This window comes from Azospirillum sp. TSH58 (genome assembly GCF_003119115.1).
In the GTDB taxonomy this organism is placed as follows: domain Bacteria; phylum Pseudomonadota; class Alphaproteobacteria; order Azospirillales; family Azospirillaceae; genus Azospirillum.
Genome location: NZ_CP022364.1, coordinates 2,573,385 through 2,595,644, shown reverse-complemented (window position 1 = coordinate 2,595,644; position 22,260 = coordinate 2,573,385). Strand labels below are relative to the sequence as shown.

The 22,260-nt window shown below is 69.1% G+C and carries 25 protein-coding genes; 12 read left to right on the top strand and 13 right to left on the bottom strand.

What is annotated here, in order from left to right:
* Positions 1–10 precede the first annotated feature (10 nt).
* Positions 11–472 (bottom strand): GatB/YqeY domain-containing protein, encoded by a 462-nt coding sequence (locus TSH58p_RS15830; protein ID WP_109070559.1) that lies wholly within the window; start codon positions 470–472, stop codon positions 11–13.
* Positions 473–915: 443 nt separating this feature from the next.
* Between TSH58p_RS15830 and carA the strand changes: the two genes are divergently transcribed.
* The 3 genes from carA to TSH58p_RS15815 all read left to right on the top strand — a co-directional run bounded on the left by carA (position 916) and on the right by TSH58p_RS15815 (position 5,730).
* On the top strand, positions 916–2,091 hold the full coding sequence (carA, locus tag TSH58p_RS15825) for a glutamine-hydrolyzing carbamoyl-phosphate synthase small subunit (protein ID WP_109070560.1): 1,176 nt from the start codon (positions 916–918) through the stop codon (positions 2,089–2,091).
* 236 nt (positions 2,092–2,327) lie between these two features.
* Positions 2,328–5,399: a response regulator gene (locus tag TSH58p_RS15820; RefSeq protein WP_146205890.1), complete on the top strand. Its 3,072-nt coding sequence runs from the start codon at positions 2,328–2,330 to the stop codon at positions 5,397–5,399.
* Positions 5,400–5,424: 25 nt separating this feature from the next.
* The gene (locus TSH58p_RS15815; RefSeq protein ID WP_247874086.1) at positions 5,425–5,730 is read left to right on the top strand and encodes an HNH endonuclease; all 306 of its coding nucleotides are present in this window, start codon (positions 5,425–5,427) and stop codon (positions 5,728–5,730) included.
* Between the two features lie 16 nt (positions 5,731–5,746).
* On the opposite strand, the gene TSH58p_RS15810 is transcribed toward TSH58p_RS15815, so the two are convergent.
* Both TSH58p_RS15810 and serA read right to left on the bottom strand, forming a co-directional pair.
* Positions 5,747–6,340: a hypothetical protein gene (locus TSH58p_RS15810; protein ID WP_146205891.1), complete on the bottom strand. Its 594-nt coding sequence runs from the start codon at positions 6,338–6,340 to the stop codon at positions 5,747–5,749.
* A gap of 209 nt (positions 6,341–6,549) precedes the next feature.
* Positions 6,550–7,806: a phosphoglycerate dehydrogenase gene (gene serA, locus TSH58p_RS15805; RefSeq protein ID WP_199230146.1), complete on the bottom strand. Its 1,257-nt coding sequence runs from the start codon at positions 7,804–7,806 to the stop codon at positions 6,550–6,552.
* 199 nt (positions 7,807–8,005) lie between these two features.
* Between serA and arsC the strand changes: the two genes are divergently transcribed.
* Positions 8,006–8,347, top strand: a complete 342-nt coding sequence (arsC, locus tag TSH58p_RS15800; RefSeq protein ID WP_109070563.1) for an arsenate reductase (glutaredoxin) — start codon at positions 8,006–8,008, stop codon at positions 8,345–8,347.
* On the top strand, positions 8,348–9,289 hold the full coding sequence (prmB, locus tag TSH58p_RS15795; protein WP_109070564.1) for a 50S ribosomal protein L3 N(5)-glutamine methyltransferase: 942 nt from the start codon (positions 8,348–8,350) through the stop codon (positions 9,287–9,289).
* On the opposite strand, the gene TSH58p_RS15790 is transcribed toward prmB, so the two are convergent.
* Entirely contained in the window at positions 9,290–9,880 is a 591-nt protein-coding gene (locus TSH58p_RS15790) for a GNAT family N-acetyltransferase (protein WP_109070565.1), read from the bottom strand.
* Between the two features lie 257 nt (positions 9,881–10,137).
* Here TSH58p_RS15790 and TSH58p_RS15785 point away from each other — a divergent pair, with 257 nt between their 5' ends.
* Entirely contained in the window at positions 10,138–10,476 is a 339-nt protein-coding gene (locus TSH58p_RS15785) for a hypothetical protein (protein ID WP_109070566.1), read from the top strand.
* Positions 10,477–10,512: 36 nt separating this feature from the next.
* Here TSH58p_RS15785 and pssA read toward each other — a convergent pair whose 3' ends face one another.
* Both pssA and TSH58p_RS15775 read right to left on the bottom strand, forming a co-directional pair.
* A complete protein-coding gene (gene pssA / locus TSH58p_RS15780) occupies positions 10,513–11,421 on the bottom strand; it encodes a CDP-diacylglycerol--serine O-phosphatidyltransferase (RefSeq protein WP_109070567.1) in 909 nt (302 codons plus the stop codon).
* The gene (locus tag TSH58p_RS15775) at positions 11,418–12,116 is read right to left on the bottom strand and encodes a phosphatidylserine decarboxylase (RefSeq protein ID WP_109070568.1); all 699 of its coding nucleotides are present in this window, start codon (positions 12,114–12,116) and stop codon (positions 11,418–11,420) included. Before TSH58p_RS15775 ends, pssA begins: the two co-directional genes overlap by 4 nt.
* Before the next feature lie 127 nt (positions 12,117–12,243).
* On the opposite strand from TSH58p_RS15775, the gene TSH58p_RS15770 reads away from it, so the two are divergent.
* Positions 12,244–12,708 (top strand): hypothetical protein, encoded by a 465-nt coding sequence (locus TSH58p_RS15770; protein WP_109070569.1) that lies wholly within the window; start codon positions 12,244–12,246, stop codon positions 12,706–12,708.
* 19 nt (positions 12,709–12,727) lie between these two features.
* On the opposite strand, the gene TSH58p_RS15765 is transcribed toward TSH58p_RS15770, so the two are convergent.
* The gene (locus TSH58p_RS15765) at positions 12,728–13,804 is read right to left on the bottom strand and encodes a LysM peptidoglycan-binding domain-containing protein (protein WP_109070570.1); all 1,077 of its coding nucleotides are present in this window, start codon (positions 13,802–13,804) and stop codon (positions 12,728–12,730) included.
* 170 nt (positions 13,805–13,974) lie between these two features.
* The gene (locus TSH58p_RS15760; RefSeq protein ID WP_109070571.1) at positions 13,975–14,184 is read right to left on the bottom strand and encodes a hypothetical protein; all 210 of its coding nucleotides are present in this window, start codon (positions 14,182–14,184) and stop codon (positions 13,975–13,977) included.
* Between the two features lie 142 nt (positions 14,185–14,326).
* Here TSH58p_RS15760 and TSH58p_RS15755 point away from each other — a divergent pair, with 142 nt between their 5' ends.
* The 4 genes from TSH58p_RS15755 to TSH58p_RS15740 all read left to right on the top strand — a co-directional run bounded on the left by TSH58p_RS15755 (position 14,327) and on the right by TSH58p_RS15740 (position 17,610).
* The gene (locus TSH58p_RS15755; protein ID WP_109070572.1) at positions 14,327–14,911 is read left to right on the top strand and encodes a TIGR00730 family Rossman fold protein; all 585 of its coding nucleotides are present in this window, start codon (positions 14,327–14,329) and stop codon (positions 14,909–14,911) included.
* Positions 14,912–15,151: 240 nt separating this feature from the next.
* Positions 15,152–16,375 (top strand): NADP-dependent isocitrate dehydrogenase, encoded by a 1,224-nt coding sequence (locus TSH58p_RS15750; RefSeq protein WP_109070573.1) that lies wholly within the window; start codon positions 15,152–15,154, stop codon positions 16,373–16,375.
* Between the two features lie 157 nt (positions 16,376–16,532).
* Positions 16,533–16,913: an oxidoreductase gene (locus TSH58p_RS15745; protein ID WP_109070574.1), complete on the top strand. Its 381-nt coding sequence runs from the start codon at positions 16,533–16,535 to the stop codon at positions 16,911–16,913.
* Between the two features lie 88 nt (positions 16,914–17,001).
* Positions 17,002–17,610: an exopolysaccharide biosynthesis protein gene (locus TSH58p_RS15740; RefSeq protein ID WP_109070575.1), complete on the top strand. Its 609-nt coding sequence runs from the start codon at positions 17,002–17,004 to the stop codon at positions 17,608–17,610.
* Positions 17,611–17,713: 103 nt separating this feature from the next.
* On the opposite strand, the gene TSH58p_RS15735 is transcribed toward TSH58p_RS15740, so the two are convergent.
* The 4 genes from TSH58p_RS15735 to TSH58p_RS15720 form a co-directional block, all read right to left on the bottom strand.
* On the bottom strand, positions 17,714–18,097 hold the full coding sequence (locus TSH58p_RS15735; protein ID WP_094302970.1) for a GcrA family cell cycle regulator: 384 nt from the start codon (positions 18,095–18,097) through the stop codon (positions 17,714–17,716).
* 175 nt (positions 18,098–18,272) lie between these two features.
* A complete protein-coding gene (locus TSH58p_RS15730) occupies positions 18,273–19,064 on the bottom strand; it encodes an anti-sigma factor (protein ID WP_109070576.1) in 792 nt (263 codons plus the stop codon).
* Positions 19,064–19,630, bottom strand: a complete 567-nt coding sequence (locus tag TSH58p_RS15725) for an RNA polymerase sigma factor (RefSeq protein ID WP_109070577.1) — start codon at positions 19,628–19,630, stop codon at positions 19,064–19,066. Before TSH58p_RS15725 ends, TSH58p_RS15730 begins: the two co-directional genes overlap by 1 nt.
* 104 nt (positions 19,631–19,734) lie before the next feature.
* Positions 19,735–21,180, bottom strand: coding sequence for an NADP-dependent isocitrate dehydrogenase (locus TSH58p_RS15720; RefSeq protein WP_109070578.1), 1,446 nt, complete (start codon positions 21,178–21,180; stop codon positions 19,735–19,737).
* Positions 21,181–21,430: 250 nt separating this feature from the next.
* Here TSH58p_RS15720 and TSH58p_RS15715 point away from each other — a divergent pair, with 250 nt between their 5' ends.
* Positions 21,431–21,910: a phosphate-starvation-inducible PsiE family protein gene (locus tag TSH58p_RS15715; RefSeq protein ID WP_014240946.1), complete on the top strand. Its 480-nt coding sequence runs from the start codon at positions 21,431–21,433 to the stop codon at positions 21,908–21,910.
* Between the two features lie 22 nt (positions 21,911–21,932).
* Here the strand turns inward: TSH58p_RS15715 and TSH58p_RS15710 are convergent, their stop codons facing one another.
* Positions 21,933–22,253: an antibiotic biosynthesis monooxygenase gene (locus tag TSH58p_RS15710; RefSeq protein WP_109070579.1), complete on the bottom strand. Its 321-nt coding sequence runs from the start codon at positions 22,251–22,253 to the stop codon at positions 21,933–21,935.
* Positions 22,254–22,260: the final 7 nt, after the last annotated feature.

Sequence of the window (22,260 nt, the reverse complement as noted above, 5' to 3'; positions counted from 1 at the left end):
GACCGCACCGTCAGCAGGCCGACAGCTGCTGCTTCACGGCGCCGCTGACCTTGGCGAAGTCCATCTGGCCGGCGTAGCGGACCTTCAGCTCCGCCATCACCTTGCCCATGTCCTTGATGCAGGTGGCGCCGATCTCGTCCACCACCGTCTTCACGGCGGCGGCCACCTCCTCCTCCGACATCTGCTTGGGCAGGAAGCCCTCGATGATGGTGATCTCCTCGCGCTCCTGCTCGGCCAGCTCCAGGCGGCCGCCCTGCTCGTACAGCTTGATCGACTCGCCGCGCTGCTTGATCATCGTCTGCAGCATGGAGAGGATCTCGGCCTCGTCGATGCCGTCGGTGACGCCGCGCGAGCGCGCCGCGATGTCCCGGTCCTTCAGCGCGGCCAGGATCAGGCGCACGGTCGAGACGGCGCGCTGGTTCTTGGCGAGCATCGCCTGCTTCAAAGCCTCGTTCAGGCGCGTGCGCAGCATTGCTGTGTGTCCTTGTATCGTCTGTGGTGTTCGTCAGGTCGAAACGATCAACGGCCGCCCGGCAGCATCCGCGCCGTGCCCGGCCCTTTGCGGCATGGCATGGGCGACGCGGCGCGAACCGGTAATATTCCTAAATTTGCGCCGGATTGCCACGTCAATTCCGAAGGGCCGCTTCTCACCCTCCAACAGCCGAGCCCCACCGGTGAAGCACGGCGAATATGCAAACGCGCCGCTGGAAATCGGGGTACCAATCGTCATATACGGTTGACCGGCTCACCCGTCCCGACTAATCGATCCAGGCTCAGACACCCGAACCGCAAGGAAACGGGATGGCGGGGCACGGACCGACGACGACGCGTGCGCCCAGCGGGACGGGACGCGGCGCCGACGTTCCGCGAAGCAGGAATATGTGGCCCGCGGCGGCTCTTGATAAGGTCTGAAGGATGGCTCAATCGACTCTCCCGGCGGGCGATGCCGGCGCTTACACCGGTGTCCTGGTTCTGGCCGACGGCACCGTCTTCAAGGGCCGAGGCATCGGTGCGGTGGGGGATTCGGTGGGCGAGGTGTGCTTCAACACCTCGATGACCGGCTATCAGGAAATCCTGACCGACCCCAGCTACGCCGGGCAGATCATCACCTTCACCTTCCCCCACATCGGCAACACCGGCGCCAACCCGGAAGACATCGAGACGGTGACCCCCGCCGCGCGCGGCCTGATCCTGCGCGCCGACGTCACCGACCCGTCGAACTGGCGCGCCACCCGCCATCTCGACGACTGGCTGAAGAGCTACGGGCTGGTCGGTCTGGCCGGGGTGGACACCCGCCGCCTGACCCGCCGCATCCGCGATCTGGGCGCGCCGAACGGCGTGGTCGCCCATGCGCCGGACGGCAAGTTCGACCTCGACGCGCTGGTCGCCAAGGCCAAGGGCTGGCCGGGGCTGGAGGGCATGGACCTCGCCAAGGACGTTTCCTGCCGCCAGACCTACGGCTGGGATGAGAGCGCCTGGACGCTCGGCGCCGGCTACGGCACGCAGGAGAGCCCGCGCTTCCACGTCGTGGCGATCGATTTCGGCGCCAAGCGCAACATCCTGCGCTGCCTCGCGGCGGCCGGCTGCAAGGTGACCGTGGTTCCGGGCACCGCCACCGTCGAGGAGGTGATGCGCCACAAGCCGGACGGCGTCTTCCTGTCGAACGGCCCCGGCGACCCCGCGGCCACCGGCGAATACGCCGTGCCGACGATCAAGGGCCTGCTGGACACCGGCCTGCCGATGTTCGGCATCTGCCTGGGCCACCAGATGCTGTCGCTCGCGCTGGGCGCCAAGACGAAGAAGATGCCGCTGGGCCACCGCGGCGCCAACCATCCGGTCAAGGACCTGGCCTCCGGCCGGGTGGAGATCACCAGCCAGAACCACGGCTTCGTGGTGATGGAGGAGACCCTGCCCGCCGACGCCGAGGTGACCCACGTCAGCCTGTTCGACGGCACCAACGAGGGCATCCGGCTGAAGAACAAGCCGGTCTTCTCGGTGCAGTACCACCCCGAGGCCTCGCCCGGCCCGCAGGACAGCCACTATCTGTTCGACCGCTTCGTGGCGCTGATGGACGGCAAGCAGCCGGCCTGACGCCCGCCGCACGCACCGGACGATGACGGGAAAGGAGCCGCTTGCGGCTCCTTTTTCTTTTGCCGACGCAGGGAGGGCATCGCTCCCCCCTCGCCGTCACCCGATCGGGCGGATTGTCCGATATTTCCACCCCTTTCGATAAAAACCCTGCTCCGTCAAAGGTGTGTCCTTTGCCGCCGGACTCTGCGATGGTTACGGACGCGTCTCGCGCTATTCATACCGGAGCATGACATTTCGTGCCTGTGCACGCTCAGGATGACGACGCCCCCGCCGGCGAAAGCGTGGCGGGCGACGACCAGCCCCGGACCGGCGGCCTGTCGCTCCGCACCGGGCTGGTGCTGCTGGTCATGGCGGCGCTGCTGCCGATGCTGGGATTCGCCGGCTGGACCGTTTTCCGCATGGCCGAGACGCAGAGCGCCGCCATCGAGCGGTCCGGCCAGGATCTGGCGCGGACGCTCGCCGTCGCCGTCGACCGCGAACTCATGGCGATGGAGACGGCGCTCCAGGTTCTGACCACCTCTCCCCATCTGGACAAGGGCGATCTCGCCGCCTTCCACCGGCAGGCCACCGAACTGCTTCAGCACAAGGGGTCCCGGCGCGAGGGCGTCCACATCATGCTGAGCAACGCCCAAGGCCAGCAGATGCTCAACACGCGCCGCCCCTTCGGCGAGCCGCTTCCCCGCGCCGCGGTGGCCGGCCTGATCCGGCGGACGGCGGACAGCGGCCAGACCCAGATCTCCGAGATCTTCACGGGCGCCGTCGCCCAGCGCCCCCTGGTCGCCGTCGCCCTCCCCATCACGCGGAACGGCCCTTCGGAGCATGTGCTGACCATGAGCATCCCGGCCGAGATGTTCATCGAGGTGCTGCGCCAGCAGGGCCTTCCGGAAGGATGGGTCGCCGCCCTGTGGGATCGCCAGGGCGTCGTCATCACCCGGACCGCGGCCTCCGACTCCTTCACCGGCACGCCGATCCCCGCCGAGGTGTTCCGCCGGACCGCCTCGGCCAGTTCCGGGACCTTCGCCATCGTGGCGCGGGACGGCACGCCGCTGTTCAACGCCTTCGCCCGCTCGGAGCTGTCGGGCTGGACCGTCGCCGTCGGCGTCCCGCAGGAGCTGATCGCCGAGCCCATGCGCCGCTCGGTCACGCTGGTGCTGTGCGGCGGCGGCATCCTGCTGCTGGTCAGCCTGGCGATGGCGCTGGCGGTCGGGCGGCGCATCGCCGACCCGGTCGCGGCGCTCGCCGGCTCCGCCCTGGCGCTGGGGCGCGACGGCCCGCACGCCGCGCTGGTGATGACCGCCCCCACGCCGATCCGCGAGGTCAACGCGGTGGCCGGCGCGCTGAACCGGGCGGCCCGCCGCCTGCGCGACAGCGAGGCGCAGCAGCGGCTGGTCATGGAGGTCGTCGGGCTGGGGGTCTGGCGCTTCGACACGCGCAGCCGCCGCTTCCACGGGTCGGACCACACCGCCGCCCTCCTGGGTGTCCCGGTGCTCGACGGCGCTTCGGTCGAATCCTGGATCCGCAACGTCGCGGCGGACCACCGCAACGCCATCCGCGCCGCCCTCTTCCGCGACGACCCGTCGAAGGGCGAGCTGGAGGCGGAGTTTCCCGTCGGCTCGCCCGACGGGCAGGTGCGCTGGCTGGCCATGCGCGGCTCCTGCCTGACCGACCCGGACGGCACCACCCGCGCCGTCGGCATCCTGGAGGACGTGACGGAGCGGCGGCGCGCCCACGAGATGCAGCTGGGCGAGCTGGTGGACCGCCACGCCTCCGACCGCCGCCTGTTCGCCGCGATCATCGAAAGCTCCACCGACCTGATCGTCGCGGTGGACCAGGAGTGCCGCTACATCCTCTTCAACGGCGCCTACCAGCGGGAGGTCGAGGCGCTCTACGGCCACCGTCCGGCCATCGGCCAGCGCCTTCTGGAGATGATGGAGCATCTGCCCACCGCCCAGGCCACCGCGGAGTCCCTGTGGAGCCGCGCGCTCGGCGGGGAGCGCTTCACCATCGTGGAGGAGCTGGGCGACCCCACCCTGCAGCGCAAGCGCTATGAGCTGGCCTTCGGCACCATCCTGGATTCCAGCGGCCGGCGCATCGGCGCCTATCACGTCGCCCGCGACGTCGAGGAGCGGGAGCGCACCGGCCAGGCCCTGCGCGAGATCGAGGAGACGCTGCACCAGGCCCGCAAGATGGAGGCCATCGGCCAGCTCACCGGCGGCATCGCCCACGACTTCAACAACCTGCTCCAGGCCATCGGCACCTCGCTCTACCTGCTGCGCGCCGCGGGGGAAAGCGGCGGGGTCAGCCATCCCCAGGCCCTGGACATGGCGGAGAAGGCGGTGGAGCGCGGCGCCACCCTGACCCAGCATCTGCTGGCCTTCTCCCGCCGGCAGCGGCTGGAGCCGAAGACGGTCGACGTCGGCGCCCTGGTCACCGGCATGGGCGGGCTGCTGGAACGCACGCTGGGGGGCACCACCCGCATCGTGACGGAGACGGAGCCCAGCCTGTGGCCGGCGCGGGTCGATCCGAACCAGCTCGAAATGGCCATCCTCAACCTCGCCATCAACGCGCGCGACGCCATGGCGGCGGGCGGCACCCTGACCATCCACACGCGCAATTGCCCGGACGAGGCGGAAGGGCGTCCGCTCGACCTCGCCGCCGGGGACTGCGTGTGCATCGCCGTCGCCGACACCGGCAGCGGCATGAGCGAGGAGACGGCGGCCCGCGCCTTCGAGCCCTTCTTCACGACGAAGGGCGTCGGGCACGGCACCGGCCTGGGCCTGTCGATGGTGCACGGGCTGGCCGCGCAATCCGGCGGGACGGTGGTTCTCGCCACCCGGCTGGGCGCCGGCACGACGGTGACGCTCTATCTGCCGCGGGCCGACGCCGAGGAGGAGGAGGGCCGGGACGCCGAGCCGCCGGTCGCCGCCCAGGCCCCGCCCCGCCCCGCCACCATCCTTCTGGTGGAGGACGAGGCGCTGGTCCGCATGGCGACCGCGACGGTTCTGGAGCATGCCGGTTTCCGCATCATGGAGGCGTCCAGCGGACCCGACGCGCTGGACGTCTTCGCCCGCGAACCGGAGGTGGACCTCGTGCTGACCGACTACGCGATGCCCGGCATGACGGGGCTGGAGCTGGTGCGGGAGCTGCGCGCCCGGCGCCCCGGCCTGCCGGTCCTGATGGTCACCGGCTATGCGGAGATCCAGCGGGCCTCGGCGCTGGACGGGCTGCCCATCCTGCAGAAACCCTATCAGGCCGACGAGCTGGTCGCCCGCATCCGCACCGCCCTGCCCGCGCCGCCCCCTGCCTGACGGCCGCCGCCCGTCCGGACGCTCCATGCCGCCGCACGCCCCGTCCTTTCCCCCCTGCCCCCTCTGCGGCCGCCCGATGGTGCCCGGCCCCAGCCTGAACGAGCATCATCTGATCCCGCGCACCTATGGCGGGCGGGACACCGTGACCATGCACCGCATCTGCCACGCCAAGATCCACGCGGTGCTGAGCGAAGCGGAATTGCGCGACCACTACCACACCATCGCCAGCCTGCGTGCCCACCCGGACATCGCCGCCTTCCTGCGCTGGGTGTCCCGCAAGCCGCCGGAATTCATCGACCGCCACGCCTCCGGACGTGGGCGCCGGCGGTGACGCGGCATCCAGTGGATCAGACGCGCCCGAGGTAGCGGTTGATCTCGCCGTTGCAGGATTGGCTGATGCGCTCGTATTCGGCGGGGGTGTCGATGCCGGCCTGGCGCGCGTTCCGCTCGCGCCCGAACTCCTCCATCAACTGGCGCATCGCCGCCTTGATCGGCTGCTCGATCGCCGCCATCACCTGCCGTTCGGAGCGCCCCTGGGCCGGGCGGGCGCGGCCGACCACTTCCTCCAGCCGGCGCTTCAGAACCGGCACATACTCGCGCAGAAGCTGCTCGTCCACCGTGACGTGGCGCATCTCGTGGGCCAGCACCTCGCCATGGATGCAGCTGCCCTGCGGCAGTTCGCGGGCGACATAGACGGTCCGCTCGTCGTAGCCGAAGGTGACGGTCAGGGTCTGCGCCGCGCCGCAGTAGCGGCCCTGCCCCAGCGACGCCGTCATGACGCCGGCCTGCCATTGCTGATTGTATTGAATGGCCGCCAGCCCCAGCGTGTGGGAGTTGGCGGTCCGCCCCGCGACGGGACGCCGCCCCGGCTTCTGGGCCAGTTGGCGGATCGACTGGCTGTAGTCGGTGCGCAGCGGGGCGATCTGCAGATCGAGGACCACGCGGGCCGGCGCGAAGTCCGGACAGGCCGCGACCCCGCCCTGTGCGGTCGCGGTTTGCGCGGCCGCGGGCGCCGAAAAGCCAAGCCCTCCCCCACCCAGGAACAGGAGCGTCAGGAGGCCGGCGCGCAGACGCGGTCGAAACGGGCGGAGGATCATTCCGCCTATGTCGGTGCGGCCCCCGCCGACGGCAAGGGCCGCGATGCCGGGCCTCAGCGCTTGCCCGGATAGAGGAAGCGGGCCTTCAGCGTGCCCTCGATGGCGCGCAGATCGCTCGCCACCTCGTTCTCGTCCACGTCGCCGTCGACATCCACCACGACGTAGCCCAGCTCCGGGTCGGTCTGGAGATACTGCGCGGCGATGTTCAGGTTGCGGCCCGAGAAGACCTCGTTGATCTTGCGCAGCACGCCCGGACGGTTCTCGTGGACGTGCAGGAAGCGGGTGGAACCGGCGTGGACCACCGGCAGGCCGACCTGCGGGAAGTTCACCGCACCCATGGTCGAGCCGTTGTCCGAATACTCGATCAGCTTCTGCGACACCTCGGTGCCGATGTTGGCCTGCGCCTCCATCGTCGAACCGCCGATGTGCGGGGTCAGGATCACGTTGTCGAGCCCGCGCAGCGCGCTCTCGAACACCTCCTTGTCGCCGCCCGGCTCCTTCGGGAACACGTCGATGGCAGCACCCAGCAGATGCTTGTCCTTCAGGGCGGCGGCCAGCGCCTCGATCACCACGACCTTGCCGCGGGCGGCGTTGATCAGGTGGGCGCCCTTCTTCATGGCGCGGATCTGCGCCTCGCCGATCATGTCGCGGGTCTGCGGCGTGTCGGGGACGTGCAGGGTCACCACGTCGGACACCGCCAGCAGTTCCTCCAGCGAGTGGCAGGACTGCGCGTTGCCGAGCGCCAGCTTGTTCACGACGTCGTAGTAGCGGACCTTCATGCCCATCGACTCGGCCATGATCGACACCTGGGTGCCGATGTGGCCGTAGCCGACGATGCCCAGCGTCTTGCCGCGGATCTCGTAGCTGTCCTTGGCCGACTTCATCCAGCCGCCGCCATGCACGAGGTTCGACTTCGAGAAGATGCCGCGCATCAGCATGATGATCTCGCCGATCACCAGCTCCGCCACCGACCGGGTGTTCGAATAGGGCGCGTTGAAGACCGGGATGCCGAGTCGGCGGGCGGCCTTCAGATCGACCTGATTGGTGCCGATGCAGAAGCAGCCGACGCTGAACAGGCGGGTCGCGGCCTCCAGCACCTTGGCGGTCAGATGGGTGCGCGAGCGGATGCCCAGCATGTGGACGGACCCGATGCGCTCCAGCAGCTCCGATTCGTCCAGCGCGTGCGGCAGACGCTCCACGGTGGCGTAGCCGCCATGCGCCAGCTCGTTGATGGCGTTGTCGTGAACGCCTTCGAGCAGCAGGATGTTGATCTTGTCCTTGGAGAGCGAGAGCTTCGTCACGGCCGGCATCCGTCGAAATGAATGGCCCCGCACGCGGCGGGCCGCCAATAATGCGAGCGCGCAAGGTAATGCCAAGCGCCGGCCTTGTCACGCGAGGGATGTTGCGTTGCCGCCGCCATTCCGCATGGCGGGTTGGCGCCGCACGCGGGGCGGGTGTATTCCTGCCACGGGCAATCACTGGGCCGCCAAGAGCGAGGGAAAAACCGGGATGAGCGACGTCACCATCTACCACAACCCGCGCTGCACCAAGTCGCGCCAGACGCTGGAGCTTCTGAGGTCCAGGGGCGTCGAGCCCACCGTCGTGGAGTATCTGAAGACCCCGCCCGGCCCGGCGGAGCTGAAGGCCATCCTGGGCAAGCTGGGCAAGGGCCCGCGCGACATCCTGCGCGCCAAGGAGGCGGCGGAGGCCGGGATCGCCAAGGATCTCGACGGCGACGCCCTGATCGACGCATTGTCCGCCAACCCCGCCGCCATCGAGCGGCCCATCGTCGTCACGGGCGACAAGGCCCGCGTGGGCCGTCCGCCGGAAAGCGTTCTGGAGATCCTGTAAGTGACCAAGCCCTCCCTGGACCTCACCCCCGCCGACGCGGCGACCGAGCTGCGCACCGTCCGCGACCTGATCCGCTACGGCGTCAGCCGCTTCAACGAGGCCGATCTGGACTACGGCCACGGCACCACCAACGCCCATGACGAGGCGGTGTTCATGGTGCTGGAAGGGCTGAGCCTGCCCATCGACCAGCTCGACCCCTATGTGGACGCCCGGCTGACCCTGGCGGAGCGCCGCAAGGTCGCCGACCTGCTGCACGCCCGCGTGGAGACGCGCAAGCCGGCCTCCTACCTGCTGAACAAGGCCTACATCCAGGGCATCCCCTTCTATGTGGACGAGCGGGTGATCGTCCCGCGCTCCTACATCGGGGAAATCCTGTTCTCCGACCTGATCGGCGGCGACGACTTCACGCTGGTGGAGGACCCGACGGAGGTCGAGCGGGTTCTCGACCTCTGCACCGGCTCCGGCTGCCTCGCCATCCTGGCCGCCCAGATCTTCCCGGAGGCCCAGGTGGACGCGGTGGACCTGTCCGCCGACGCGCTGGAGGTGGCCAAGCGCAACGTGGCGGACAGCGGGTTCGAGGACCGCATCGCCCTGCACCACGGCGACCTGTTCGCGCCGCTGAAGAACCGCAAGTACGACGTCATCATCACCAACCCGCCCTATGTGGACGCCGAGGCGATGGCCAACCTGCCGCCGGAGTTCCGCCATGAGCCGCAGATGGCCCTGGCCTCGGGCGAGGACGGGCTGGACATCGTCCGCCGCATCCTGAAGGAGGCGCCCAAGCACCTGACTCCGGAAGGCGGCCTGCTCTGCGAGTTCGGCACGGGCCGCGAGATCCTGGAGGCCGAGTACCCGGACCTCGACTTCTTCTGGGTGGAGACCGCCAACAGCTTCGGCGAGGTCTTCTGGCTGACCCGCGACCAGCTGAAGCCGGGCCGGTAACTAGACCGCGCGCCGGAGCAGCACGCTTCCCCCCTGGTGCGGCAGCCGCTCGTGCCAGGGGATGTCGGCGCGGCCGATCTCGGCGAAGCCCTCCTTGGCATAGAGCCGGCGCGCGTCGGCGTTGTCGGCCCAGACATGCAGCGTCACCCGGTCGAACCGGCCGCGGCGCGCCCGCTCATAGACCCAGGCGAGAAGCCGGGAGGCGACGCCTTGGCGGCGCCACGCCGGGTCGACGGCCAGCGCCGACAGGAAATAGCTGCCCCAGTCGTGCACGCGGTTGAAATCCTCCATGTGGGCCAGCCGGTCGACGGGCAGTCCGCTGTAGTCCTGGGTCTTGATCCAATCCACAGGGTAGGCGTGGACGACCCCGACGATGCGCCCCGCCACCTCCGCCACGCCCGAATGGCGGTGGGAGAACGACCCCGACGTGCCCGCCAGCCCCGGCACCAGCATCTCCGCCGCCGTCTGGCCGGGCACCAGCCCGTCGAGCAGGAATTCGTAGACGCCGCCGCCGGCCATGTCGATCAGCCGCGCCAGGTCGGGCGCGTCGTCCGGCTCGGCCGGGCGGATGAGGATGCCGTTGTCATTCATGACCCGCGTGTCCTGTTGGATGGAATTTAATGGTTGCCGCCGCCTATATCCCCTCTCCCTCTGGGGAGAGGGTTTATCGCACCCCGACTCCATTGACCATGGCCGCCCATCGCCCTATCCTGACGCCCATGATGGACCGTTGCCTTACCCTGGGTCTGCGAATTAGCAGCCCGGTTCTCGCGTGAGAGCCGGGGTTTTCGCACGTCTGCAGGTCTGATCCTGCACTCATCGACTCAAGACTTAGGCAAGACCGATCCATGTCAACCGTCACGCTCTCAACCGTCACGCTGGCGGCTCCCGCCGCCGAATCCCGTCCGACCGATCCGAACCGTCTCGTCCGCTTCGCCGTGCAGGCCGACGCCGATCCCGGCACCCTGCCCCGCGTGCTGGTGCTGTTCGCCAAGCGCGGCCTTGTCCCCCTGTCGCTGAGCAGCCGCCTGCTGGGCGAAACGCTGACCGTGGAGGTCGAGGTGACCGGCATGGTGACCGCGGAATCGAACCATGTCGGCAATTGCCTGCGCCAGATCCCGATGGTCCTGACGGTCGCCGTGACCGAGCGGACCGTCCCCCTGGACCTGCCCGCCGCCGCCGAGTGACGGCAACGGCGGGCCTGCCGCTCAGTCTTTGTCCGTTCAGTCGTTGGCCGTCTTCGTGACGTCGGCCGTCCTTGCCGTTTCCGGCGAGGATGGCGCGTCCGGAGCGGGGGCCACGGCCTCCTCGGCCGGCGGCTCCTCCGCCTCCTGCATCAGCTGGGCGGCGTGCTGCAGCTTGCGGAACTGCGCCACCGAGAAGGGCAGGCTCGCCAGATAGGCCAGCCCGAGGAAGGCCAGGGTCCACCAGGGCTGACTGACCAGCGAGGCGGCGAGCAGGCCGACGCCGACCAGTCCCGGCACCACATACTGGGTCGGCACCCGCATGCCCTTGAAGGAGAAGGTCGGCAGCGTGCTGACCATCAGCCCGCCCATCGCCAGCGTCCAGGGCACGACGACGGCCGGGTGGCCGGCGATGTCCGGCCCGGCCTCGAAGCCGATGACCATGGGCAGCACGGCCAGACCGGCGCCCGCCGGGGCGGGAACCCCCGTGAAGTAGTTGAAGGCCCAGGGCGGCAGGTCGACGTCCAGGCGGGAGTTGAAGCGGGCGAGCCGCAGCGCCGCGCAGACGGCGTAGGCCATGGCGGCGATCCAGCCCAGGCTGCCGGCGCCGTTCAGCGCCCACAGATACATCATGAAGGCGGGGGCCACGCCGAAGCTGATGACGTCGGACAGGCTGTCCAGCTCGGCGCCGAACTTGCTCTGCCCGTTCAGCAGGCGGGCGATCCGCCCGTCCAGCGCGTCGAAGATCGCCGCGATGACGATGCAGACCACCGCCTGCTCCCACCGCTCGTGCATAGCGAAGCGGATGGCCGTCAGGCCGGAGCACAGCGCCAGCACCGTCAGCACGTTGGGCAGAAGATGGTTGATCGACAACCCCTTCAGCCGCGGATGCGGACGGCGCGCCCGGCGCTTGCGGAACACTGCCGGCTTGAAGACCGGACGCTTCATCGGCGGACATCCCCCTGCCGTTGCGGTTCGGTGGTGGTCAGGTCGGCCAGCACGGTCTCGCCGCCGATCGCCGTCTGCCCGACGCAGACCAGCGGGGCCACGCCGTCCGGCAGATAGACGTCGGTGCGGCTGCCGAATCGGATCAGGCCGAACCGCTCGCCCGCCTTGACCTCCTGGCCGGCCTTCACCCAGTAGAGGATGCGGCGGGCGACGAGGCCGGCGATCTGCACATAGGCAATCTCACGCCCGTCGGGAAGACGGTGGCGGAAGGCGGCGCGCTCGTTCTCCTCGCTGGCCTTGTCCAGCGCGGCGTTCACGAAGGTGCCCTTGTGATACTCCGCCGCGACCACCGTGCCGTCCGCCGGCACGCGGTTGACGTGCACGTTGAAGACGTTGAGGAAGATGCTGACGCGGGTCAGCGGCTTGTCGCCCATGCCCAGCTCCGGCGGCGGAACCGCGGGAACGATCATGGTCACGCGCCCGTCGGCGGGGCTGACCAGCAGGCCGGGGCGCGTCGGCGTCACGCGATCGGGATCGCGGAAGAAATACACGCACCACAGGGTGAGCACGAGACCCAGCCAGCCCAGCGGCTTCGCCACGGCAAGCCCGAGAATCAGGGAGACCACGGCGAAGGCGGCGATGAAGGGCCAGCCGGCGCGGTGGATCGGAACGACTACGGTATTGAGGGCGGACATCGCCGGTTACTTCAGCCTCGGATCGTTGGAGCGGCGCATTCTAGACAGCATCCCCCGCCCTTTACAGAATTTTAGCAGGGAAGGTGGAGAGTGACGCCACCGACACCACAGGAATGAGCGAGCCACCGTGTCCGTTCCCGCCGCCCGCCTTCAGGCCATGCCGTCGCTCGCGCAGGTCTCGCAGACCGCCCTGCCCTTCAGCCCCGACACCTTCGTGATGACCCCCGAGGGCGTCCTGGGCATCGCCCAGCCGCCGCGCCCGGCGCGGTTGCACTTCATGGCCGACGGGCTGCCCTTCAGCATCGCCGTGGGCTTCGACGGGGAAACGTCGCGCTCGCAGGTGTGGGCGGAGATCGGCCACATCCCCTACACCGCCCAGTCGCCGGAGCGGCGGCGCCAGCTGCTGGCGATCCTGCGCGGCATCCAGGACCGACGGGGAACGCGCTTCCTCGTCCAGGAGGGCCAGAAGATCCTGCTGTTCTCCGAAGCCGAGTTCGAGGGGCAGGCGACGCCGGAGGATCTGATCCACCAGACGGTGGTCGCGCTCCAGCAGGCACGGCCCTTCCTGCGCCTGCTCGCCCCGTATCTGTAAAGCCTCGTTCGAAACCGGCCTAATTCGAAACCGGCAGAGCGAAGATCTGGCCGGGATAGATCAGGTCCGGGTCGCGGATCTGGCCGCGGTTGGCCTCGTAGATCAGCGTGTACTGCACGCCGTGTCCGTAGGTGGAGCGGGCGATCCGCCACAGGCTGTTGCCGGGCTGGACGACCATCGACCGACCGTCCGGCAGGTTGGCCGGAACCTCCGACACCTGAACCGGCAGCTCGACGCGGGCGGTGACCTTGCCCGAGTCGGTCACCTGATCGGCGCGCAGCGTGTAGACGCCCGGCGGCACGGCGCGCTCCGGGCGCAGCCGCCACTGGCCGTTCGGGTCGGTGTGGGCGCTCCCGACCAGAAGATTGTCGAGATAGAGCTGAACGGCGCTGCCCGGCTGCGCCCGGCCACCCATGGCGACCTGCCCCGAAGCGTCGTAATCCATGCTTTCCAGCGACACGCCTCCCGGCGGCGGCGGGGCCGCCACGCCGCGGGTCGCGGGGGCGGCCGGCCCCTTCGGTGCCTGGAGCACGGTGCTGCCGCCCTGCCCGTCGCCCAACCCGCCGCGCGGCATGGCGACGGCCAGCGGCCCGGTGGGCGCTTCCGAAGACGCACCGCCGGTGGCGGGCGGCGGGTCGGGCACCACGACCACCACGACGCGCTCCGACGGAGTCGGGTCGGCGGCCGGGGTCGCCTTCTCCGACAGGCTCAGTTCGCGGGCGCCGGGGGCCAGGGGCTGGTCGGGAAGAAGGACCCACTCGCCGCGCGCGTCGGCGTTGACGGAGCCGAGCGAGCGCTCCCCGTCATGGACGGTCACCGAGGAGCCCGGCGTGGCGCGGCCGGCCATCACGGTGGCGCCGTCCGGGGCGACGCGCACGATGTCGAAGCGTGGACCGGCGGGCTCCTCCGCGGCCTTCGCCGGAGCGGGCGCGTTGGCCGGCGGCTTGACCGGGGTCACGCTGCCCAGCGCGACGGTTGTTCCGGACCCGGCCGTTCCGGCGCGGGAGCCCGGCGTGGGGGCCGGATCGAAGGCCAGATACGCGACCACGGCGGCGGCCGCCGCCGCCGCACCGCCGAACAGGAGAGCTTGCTTCACCGGAGCACCGCCGCATCATTGCCGGCGGACACGCCGGCCTGCGGAAAGGATAGCAGATTGCGGCGGTGGAACTGAACACCGCCGATGGAGCAGACGCATAGCCGCATCGGGACCCGCGCACCGCCTTCGCGCCGTCGGGCGGGACGGTCCCCGCGCCCACGTCTCCAGACTCACTTCTCCAGCTTGGCGACCGTCTCGGAATGGCGGCCGGAGGAGAGGTCGGCCGCGGAGACGCTGGTTTCCGTGGCCTGAACCGCCGTGCCGCCGCCCGCGTTCGCCTTGCCCCCGCCGACCAGAAAGCCGATCCCGCCACCGAAGCCGAGGAACAGGAACGTGGCCACCGAGATGGCGGCCAGGGCGTTGACGACGCGCGAATCCATAATGATCCCTCCCGATGGGCTGAAGTCCGATGTCCGGGTAGACGTCGCCCCGGCTTTGCTATTCCCTTGCTTTAGGTGACCCCGCCGGACGCACCGGAACAGTCACCGGAACGTGTACCCAACCGGCGAGAAAGGGTGAGCGATGAAAGCCCTGAATTCCGTCTGCGTCTATTGCGGCTCATCCAGCCGCGTCGCCGCTGTCCACAAGGAGGCCGCCCATATGTTGGGCGACGGGCTGGCCCAGCGGGGCATCCGGCTCGTCTACGGCGGCGGGCGGGTCGGGCTGATGGGAATCGCCGCCGACGCAGCGCTCGCCGCCGGGGGCCAGGTCGTCGGCATCATCCCGGAACACATCCAGGCCGCCGAGATCGAGCACACCGGCCTGACCGAGCTGCACGTCGTCGACAGCATGCACACCCGCAAGCGCATGATGGTCGACCGGGCCGACGCCTTCGTGGTGCTGCCGGGCGGCCTCGGCACGCTGGACGAGGCGTTCGAGGTCCTGACCTGGAAGCAGCTGGGCCTGCACGACAAGCCGGTGCTGATCGTGGATGTCGACGGCTACTGGCGCCCCTTGCTCGGCCTGATCGACCATACGGTGGCGCAGGGTTTCACCCAGCCGGCGCACCGCGCGCTGTACACCGTCGTCGATGACGTGGATGACGTGTTTGCCGCACTGGCCCATGAACCGGAGCCCGCGTTGAAGATTCCCACACAAAAGCTCTGAAAAGGCCAAGTGGTAGGACCAGATCGCGCAAATTGCGCCGTTTTCAGCGCGATATCGTCTGTTTTGATGCCCCGCGGTCCTTTCTTTCGGCAGTGCCCCGGTGCTATATAACCGCCATCCGTTTCCGTCCGGGGAACCGGGGCCCGTCTTCGGATGGACGCCCCGGCCCGTGCCCTCGCACAGCGCGCCCGGCGTCCAAGCATAAGACAACCCCTACCCGTTCGGGGAGAACTCGCACCCATGACGAAGATCAAGGTAGCCAATCCGGTCGTCGAACTCGACGGCGACGAGATGACGCGCATCATCTGGCAGTTCATCAAGGACAAGCTGATCCTGCCGTACCTCGACATCGACCTGAAATACTACGATCTCAGCGTCGAGAACCGCGACAAGACGGACGACCGGGTGACGGTCGAATCGGCCAACGCGATCAAGCAGTACGGCGTCGGCGTCAAGTGCGCGACCATCACCCCGGACGAGGCGCGGGTGACGGAGTTCAATCTCAAGAAGATGTGGAAGTCGCCGAACGGCACGATCCGCAACATCCTGGGCGGCACCGTCTTCCGCGAGCCGATCGTCTGCTCCAACGTTCCGCGCTACGTTCCGGGCTGGACCAAGCCGATCATCATCGGCCGCCACGCCTTCGGCGACCAGTACAAGGCCACCGACTTCGTCGTTCCCGGCAAGGGCAAGCTGACCATCAAGTGGGTGCCGGAAGGCGGCGGCGAGCCGATCGAGCACGAGGTGTACGATTTCCCCGGCGGCGGCGTCGCCATGGGCATGTACAACCTGGACGAGTCGATCGAGGGCTTCGCCCACTCCAGCTTCATGTACGGCCTGGAGCGCGGCTACCCGGTCTACCTGTCCACCAAGAACACGATCCTCAAGGCCTATGACGGGCGCTTCAAGGACATCTTCCAGAAGGTGTTCGACGAGCATTACGCCGCCCAGTTCAAGGCCAAGGGCCTCGTCTACGAGCACCGCCTGATCGACGACATGGTCGCCTCGGCCCTGAAGTGGGAAGGCGGCTTCGTGTGGGCCTGCAAGAACTACGACGGCGACGTGGAGTCGGACGTCGTGGCGCAGGGCTTCGGCTCGCTGGGCCTGATGACCTCGGTGCTGATCACGCCGGACGGCAAGACCGTCGAGGCGGAGGCCGCCCACGGCACGGTGACCCGCCACTACCGCGAGCACCAGAAGGGCAAGGAAACCTCCACCAACCCGATCGCCTCGATCTACGCCTGGACGCAGGGTCTGGCCTACCGCGGCAAGTTCGACAACACGCCGGACGTCGTGAAGTTCGCCGAGACGCTGGAGCGCGTCTGCGTCGAGACCGTCGAGTCGGGCTTCATGACCAAGGATCTCGCGATCCTCATCGGTCCGGAGCAGCCCTGGCTGACCACCAAGCAGTTCCTCGACAAGCTGGACGAGAACCTGCAGAAGAAGATGGCCGCCTGGGCGTAACGCCAGTTCCGCGTCAGGTGCGACGACGCGTCCCGGTCAAACGGGACGCCGGGTCGATGTAAGGTTGCGGCGGGGAGTTTCGGCTCCCCGCTTTTTTCTTGCCCGCGCGGCGCGATGCCGGCGCGGACCTGATGAACCGGAACTCGAGACTTTTCCCATGGCCAAGGACATCTTCCGCATCGCCGTGATCGGCGCCGGCGAAACCGGAACGCCCCTGCTGACGCAGCTCCTGGACGCTCCCTTCGTCGAGATCCTCGGCGTCGCCGACCTCGACGCCGAGGCGCCCGGCATGCGGCTCGCCCGCGAGCGCGGCGTCGCCACGACGACCGACTTCATGGACCTCGCCCGGCTCGGCGAGGCGGTGGACGTGCTGATCGACGTGACCGGTGTCCCGAAGGTGCGCGAGGCGCTGCGCCAGCACATGCAGGACAGCGGCAACAATCACACGCTGATCGTCCACGAGATGCTGGTGCAGCTCATGCTGTCGCTGCTGAGCGGCCGCCTCGTCCAGCTGAAGCACGAGGTCGAGGAGTACTGACCCCCCGCCGTGTCCGCCCCCCTTTCCTCTGCGCCACCGCGCCACCACATCCACGCGGCGACGATGGAACAGGGAGTTGGGACAGGTCATGGACACGAAGGACCCGGCACGGGCGTCCGCGCTGCTCAAAAAGCTGCGCGGGCGCATGACCGGCGACAAGCCGACGCTGGGGGAGGTCCTGGGCCATCTCGGCGACCGCGCGCCGGGTTTCCTGCTGCTGGCGCTGGCGATCCCCGCCGTGGTGCCGACGCCGGGACTGCCGGCGGGTCTGATCTTCGGCACGGTGCTGGCGTTGGTGGCCATACAGATGATCGTCGGCCGCGACCGTTTGGAGGTGCCGGGCTGGCTTGGCCGCCGCCGCGTGGCGCGCACCACGCTTGACAAGATCGTGGAGAAGGGCACGCCGCTGGTCGAGCGGCTTGAGGCCCGGCTGCGCACGCGCTGGCCGTCGCTGACCCATCAGGGGGTGCTGCGGCCGCTGGGCATCTTCGTATTGGTGATGGGCGTTCTGATCGCCCTGCCCATCCCGTTCGGCAACACCCTGCCCGGTTTGGCGGTGCTGGTGATCGCGCTGGGGCTGATCGTGAAGGACGGTCTGGCGGTCGCCGCCGGTCTGGGGCTGGGCGTGGCGGCGGCGGGAGTGTCGGCGATGCTGATCGCCGGAAGCTGGTGGGCGATCACCGCGGCGCCCATTTGATCGGCGCCGATCTCGAAGCGATCATGCCGCTGGTCGCGTCGGGCGGGCGCCCGCGTGAAGAGCGCCCGAATTCCGGAAATCCGGCGGAGAAATCCGGCGAAGTCTAGGCGGCGCCGACGTTGCGGTCGCCGGTGTTGCGGTCCTCGTCGCGCTTCTTGCCGGAGGACGCCGGCTGGTAGGCCACCGCCGCGTGCTCGGCGCAGTAAGGCAGGCCCGGCAGCGAGGGCTTGCCGCAGAAATGGAAGTCCTGGTGCTTCGGGTCGCCGACCGGCCACTTGCACATGCGCTCGGTCAAAGCGAGGATCGTCGCGCCGCGGGTCGGCTTCTTCTTGATCGGCGACGGGCGTCCCGACAAGCCGAGACGGTGCGCCTTTCCGATCACCGCGTTGCGGGTGATGTCGCCCAGGATGTCCGCGATTTCACTCGCGCTCAGCCCCTGGGCCCAGAGGTCCTTAAGCTGCTGAACCCGTTCGTCCGTCCAACTCATCCCCTGTCTCCCGTGGTCCGGTAACCGGTGACTTGGTTAACCAATATACCTTCCGACCAGACGGCCGTTTTCCATAAGGCGCAATATTTTGTGCCCAACGCCGGCCAACCTACCAGATGGCCGGGTAGAGGGATAGGGGGCTTGAGCAACATTCCTGTGCATAAGTCTGTGGGTGTTATGAGTTCAACGCGCCGTACACCTCCTCGGCTATGGCCGAAAGGGTCACTCGGTCGAGGTCGCCCGTTACCGCCCACGCCAAACCGTTGTCCCGCCAGTAGAAAGCCTGGACGTTGCCGTCCTGGGCAAACCGGAAGGAGGTGTCCGGCGCATCGGAGGCCGGCCGGATGTAGAGGGTGATGCGGCGACCGGCCGCATCCTGGTACATGAGCTGGGCCGCCGGCCCCCGCGCGTCGGACAGCAGCCGCCCGCCCACCAGATCGTAGCCCTTCCCGGCCAGCCGCGGCGCCTGCAGGGGCTTGCCCAGGCGCTTGGACAGCCAGCCCACGAGATGCGCCTCCTGGTCGGCCCCGACCTCCACGGGATGGCGGACCTCCACCGCGAAGACCCGGTGCGCGGCCACCGCGTCGGCGACGAAGGCCGCGCCGCCGCCGCCCGCCCCGCCCGACCAACCGCGCAACCACCAGCCGCCCACCCCGCCGGCGACGAAGACCAGCAGGACCGCCGCGGCGGCCAGCGCCGGAAGCCATCGCCGCGGGCGCGCCGCCGGCCGGACCGCCGCGCGGCCGTAGGGCGGCACGAGGGCCGCCGGCAGGGGGCGGTCGATCAGCGGGCCGAAGGTGTCCTTGAGCATCGTCCGCTGGGCGCGGTAGCGGTCGAAGCGGCGGGCCAGATCAGGGTTGCCCGCGAGATGGCGCTCGACCTCGCCGCGCCGTTCCTCCGGCAATTCGCCGTCCATCCAGGCGTGCAGGTCGGCTTCGGTCACCGGAGCGTCCGGTTCGGTGTCCATCACTTGATCCTCCTCACCGCCTGTTCCGTCCCGCCGTCCAGCAGGACGCGCAGCCGCTCCCGCGCGCGGGCCAGCCGCGACATGACGGTTCCCACAGGCACGCCCAACGCCTCCGCCGCCTCGCGGTAGGACAGCCCTTCCAATCCGGTCAGCAGAAGCACGGCCCGATGCTCCTCCGACAGCTGGTTGAAGGCGCGCACGAAATCCCGCACCTCCGCCCGGTCGGCGGGGGCGGCGCTGAGCGCCAGATCGTTGGCCAGATCCTCCACCGGCACCTCCGGCCCGCGGCGGCGGCGCCAGCGCAGGCCGGAGACGTGCAGATTGTGCAGGATCGACAGCAGCCAGCCGCCGAGCCGGGTGACGTCCCGCAGCGTGTGCCGGTTGGCGAGCGCCTTCTCGATGCAGTCCTGCACGAGGTCGTCGGCGTCGGACAGGTTGCCGGCCAGCGCGGCGGCGTAGCGGCGCAGCCGCGGCACCTGCGCGGCGATGGCCCGCTCGTCCACCGTGGGGGTGGCTGGGGGGCCGTTCGCTGGAGAAGGTTCGGGAGGCGGCTTTGGCAGAGGCATGCGGCGGCGCTCCCCTTGGAAGGATGTCCTGCCCGTCTGGACGCCCGGCCGGGGACGATTATTCCCCCGCTTCGCGGTTTACATCTCTTCCACCACGTCGCGGTTCAGGTGGCCGAGAAGCCGGACTTGCCGTCGAAGTTGCACAGGTTCTCGGTCTGGGTGAAATCCAGCCCGGCGCGGGCGAGCCCCGAGAGCAGCTCGACGATGTCGGCATGGCCGACCGCCACCCCTTCCGGCGCCAGGAAGCGGCAGCGCCAGTGATCGGTGCAGAAGACGCCGATGTTGCCCTCCGGCCAGACCTTCTGAGAGCGGTTGGAGATGCTGGACAGCCGCAGCGCCGGGGTGCCCACCGGCAGGACCAGCCCGGCCAGCTCGTCCGGGTTGCCGCCCGGCCAGTGCAGGAACACGTCCACCCCCACCAGCTCCTTCACCGCCTTGCGGCGGGGCGACAGACGCACCCCGGATTCATAGGCGGCCCGCGCGGTGACGGCGTAGCCGACGGTGGGAAGCGTCACCGGCATCTGGCCCAGCCGCTCCACCACCGCGTCGGCGAAGGCGTGGGTGCCGACGCGCTGGCGGCTGACTCCGCGGTTGAAGATGTCCACGGTGTGGACGCCGTCCTCGATGGTCTTGAGCCAGGCGTTGTGGATGCGCGCCGCGACGTCGCCCTGCCCGATGTGGACCAGCATCATCACCGCGGCCATCAGCAGGCCCGACGGGTTGGCGATCCCCTGCCCCGCGATCATCGGCGCCGAGCCGTGGATCGCCTCGAACATGGCGCAGGCGTCGCCGATGTTGGCGGAGCCGGCCAGCCCGACCGAACCGGTGATCTGGGCGGCGATGTCCGACACGATGTCGCCGTAGAGGTTCAGCGTCACGATCACGTCGAAGCGCTCCGGCTGGTCGGCCAGACGGGCGGCGCCGATGTCGACGATCAGGTGGTCGGCCTTGATCTCCGGATATTCGGCGGCGATCTCGTTGAAGATCTTCAGGAACAGCCCGTCCGTCATCTTCATGACGTTGTCCTTGACGAAGGCCGTCACCTTGCGCCGGTGGTTGGCGCGGGCGTAGTCGAAGGCGTAGCGGACGATGCGCTCCGACCCCGGCCGGGAGATCAGCTTGACCGACTGGATCACGTCGTCGGTCTGGCGGTGCTCGATCCCGGCGTAGAGGTCCTCCTCGTTCTCGCGGATGATCACCACGTCCATGCGCGGGTGCCGCGTGCGGACATAGGGATGGTGCGAGACGCAGGGCCGCACGTTGGCGAACAGCCCCAGCGTGGTGCGCGCGGTGACGTTCAGCGACTTGTTGCCGTAGCCCTGGGGCGTGGTGATCGGCCCCTTCAGGAAGACGCGGGTGCGGCGGATCGACCCCCAGCCGGCGGCGTCCAGCCCGCCCAGATGGCCGCGGCGGTAGACCTGCTCGCCCGCCGGCACCTCCTCCACCTTCAGGCGGGCGCCGGCGGCCTCCATCACGTGAAGCACCGCGTCGGTGATCTCCGGACCGATGCCGTCGCCGCGGGCGACCGTGATGGGGGTGGTTTCGCGCATCCATTCACTCCTGGGGAAACCCTCGAAGGAACGAAGCCGGAGGGACCGCAGCGACCCTAGACGAAAGCAGGGCCGAAGTTCAATGGCCGGCGCTTTTTTCCACCTGCAAAGCCGGGACCACTGATGCGGCGACTTGACGCTGATCTGCAATGCTTGCGTTTTCCCCATGGCGGCAATCGCAAATCGGCGGGGGCGTCCGCTGGGTTGGGCTTCTATCTTCCCGCACCCTTCGACCTTGCGACCCGCCCCGATGCTGCAATCGCTTCCCCGCGCCCCGTCCAACTCGCTTCTCGAACAGGGCCTGATCCGCGCCCTGAAGTCCTTCAACGGGCTGCTGCACGTCGTCCTGGCGATCGCCCTGGTCGCCGCGAGCGCCATGGTGGTCTGGGAATTCTTCGTGGAAGCCTGGGCGGCCTTCCAGAAGGACCAGTTGGCGCACGGCTTTTTGCACGCGCTCGGCGTGCTGTTCATCGTCTGGACCCTGTCCGCGCTGATCTCCGCGGAGGTCGACTATGTGCGGACCAACCGCTTCCACCTGCGGGTCTTCCTGGAGGTGGCGATGATCACGCTGCTGCGGCAACTGATCGTGCGCCCGGTCCAGGCGGTGGCGGGCGACGTGCAGACGGGCGACTGGTCCAGCCTGTGGCAATACGGCCTTCTGCTCGCCGGTCTCATCACCGTCGCCATCGCCCATCGCCTGATCGGCGACGAGGACGCGCTGAAAGGTTGACCGCAGGCGCGGCGGCGCCGGTTCAGCCCTCGCGCCCCACGGTCTGGATCACCTCGAAGCCCTCGAACTGCGGCGGGCCGAGATAGAGCGGCTTGCGGTCGCCCGCCCCGCGATGGGCGGCGCGGAACTCCTCCGAGCGGGTCCAGGCCTGGAAATCCGCCTCCGACTCCCAGACGGTGTGGGACGAATAGAGGCGGTGGTCCTCGTAACGCGGACCGCGCAGCATGTGGAACTCCACGAAGCCGGGGACCTTGTTGAGATGGACCTCGCGGTTCAGCCAAAGGTCCTCGAAATCCTGCTCCGAGTCCGGACGCACGCGGAAACGGTTCATGGCGATGTACATGGCGGAG

Coding starts and splice junctions, on each gene's coding strand:
- TSH58p_RS15830 (WP_109070559.1), bottom strand. CDS start 472: ATGCTGCGCACGCGCCTGAACGAGGCTTTGAAGCAGGCGATGCTCGCC.
- carA (WP_109070560.1), top strand. CDS start 916: ATGGCTCAATCGACTCTCCCGGCGGGCGATGCCGGCGCTTACACCGGT.
- TSH58p_RS15815 (WP_247874086.1), top strand. CDS start 5,425: ATGCCGCCGCACGCCCCGTCCTTTCCCCCCTGCCCCCTCTGCGGCCGC.
- serA (WP_199230146.1), bottom strand. CDS start 7,806: ATGCCGGCCGTGACGAAGCTCTCGCTCTCCAAGGACAAGATCAACATC.
- arsC (WP_109070563.1), top strand. CDS start 8,006: ATGAGCGACGTCACCATCTACCACAACCCGCGCTGCACCAAGTCGCGC.
- TSH58p_RS15790 (WP_109070565.1), bottom strand. CDS start 9,880: ATGAATGACAACGGCATCCTCATCCGCCCGGCCGAGCCGGACGACGCG.
- TSH58p_RS15785 (WP_109070566.1), top strand. CDS start 10,138: ATGTCAACCGTCACGCTCTCAACCGTCACGCTGGCGGCTCCCGCCGCC.
- pssA (WP_109070567.1), bottom strand. CDS start 11,421: ATGAAGCGTCCGGTCTTCAAGCCGGCAGTGTTCCGCAAGCGCCGGGCG.
- TSH58p_RS15775 (WP_109070568.1), bottom strand. CDS start 12,116: ATGTCCGCCCTCAATACCGTAGTCGTTCCGATCCACCGCGCCGGCTGG.
- TSH58p_RS15760 (WP_109070571.1), bottom strand. CDS start 14,184: ATGGATTCGCGCGTCGTCAACGCCCTGGCCGCCATCTCGGTGGCCACG.
- TSH58p_RS15755 (WP_109070572.1), top strand. CDS start 14,327: ATGAAAGCCCTGAATTCCGTCTGCGTCTATTGCGGCTCATCCAGCCGC.
- TSH58p_RS15750 (WP_109070573.1), top strand. CDS start 15,152: ATGACGAAGATCAAGGTAGCCAATCCGGTCGTCGAACTCGACGGCGAC.
- TSH58p_RS15745 (WP_109070574.1), top strand. CDS start 16,533: ATGGCCAAGGACATCTTCCGCATCGCCGTGATCGGCGCCGGCGAAACC.
- TSH58p_RS15740 (WP_109070575.1), top strand. CDS start 17,002: ATGGACACGAAGGACCCGGCACGGGCGTCCGCGCTGCTCAAAAAGCTG.
- TSH58p_RS15735 (WP_094302970.1), bottom strand. CDS start 18,097: ATGAGTTGGACGGACGAACGGGTTCAGCAGCTTAAGGACCTCTGGGCC.
- TSH58p_RS15730 (WP_109070576.1), bottom strand. CDS start 19,064: ATGGACACCGAACCGGACGCTCCGGTGACCGAAGCCGACCTGCACGCC.
- TSH58p_RS15725 (WP_109070577.1), bottom strand. CDS start 19,630: ATGCCTCTGCCAAAGCCGCCTCCCGAACCTTCTCCAGCGAACGGCCCC.
- TSH58p_RS15720 (WP_109070578.1), bottom strand. CDS start 21,180: ATGCGCGAAACCACCCCCATCACGGTCGCCCGCGGCGACGGCATCGGT.
- TSH58p_RS15715 (WP_014240946.1), top strand. CDS start 21,431: ATGCTGCAATCGCTTCCCCGCGCCCCGTCCAACTCGCTTCTCGAACAG.
- TSH58p_RS15710 (WP_109070579.1), bottom strand. CDS start 22,253: ATGTACATCGCCATGAACCGTTTCCGCGTGCGTCCGGACTCGGAGCAG.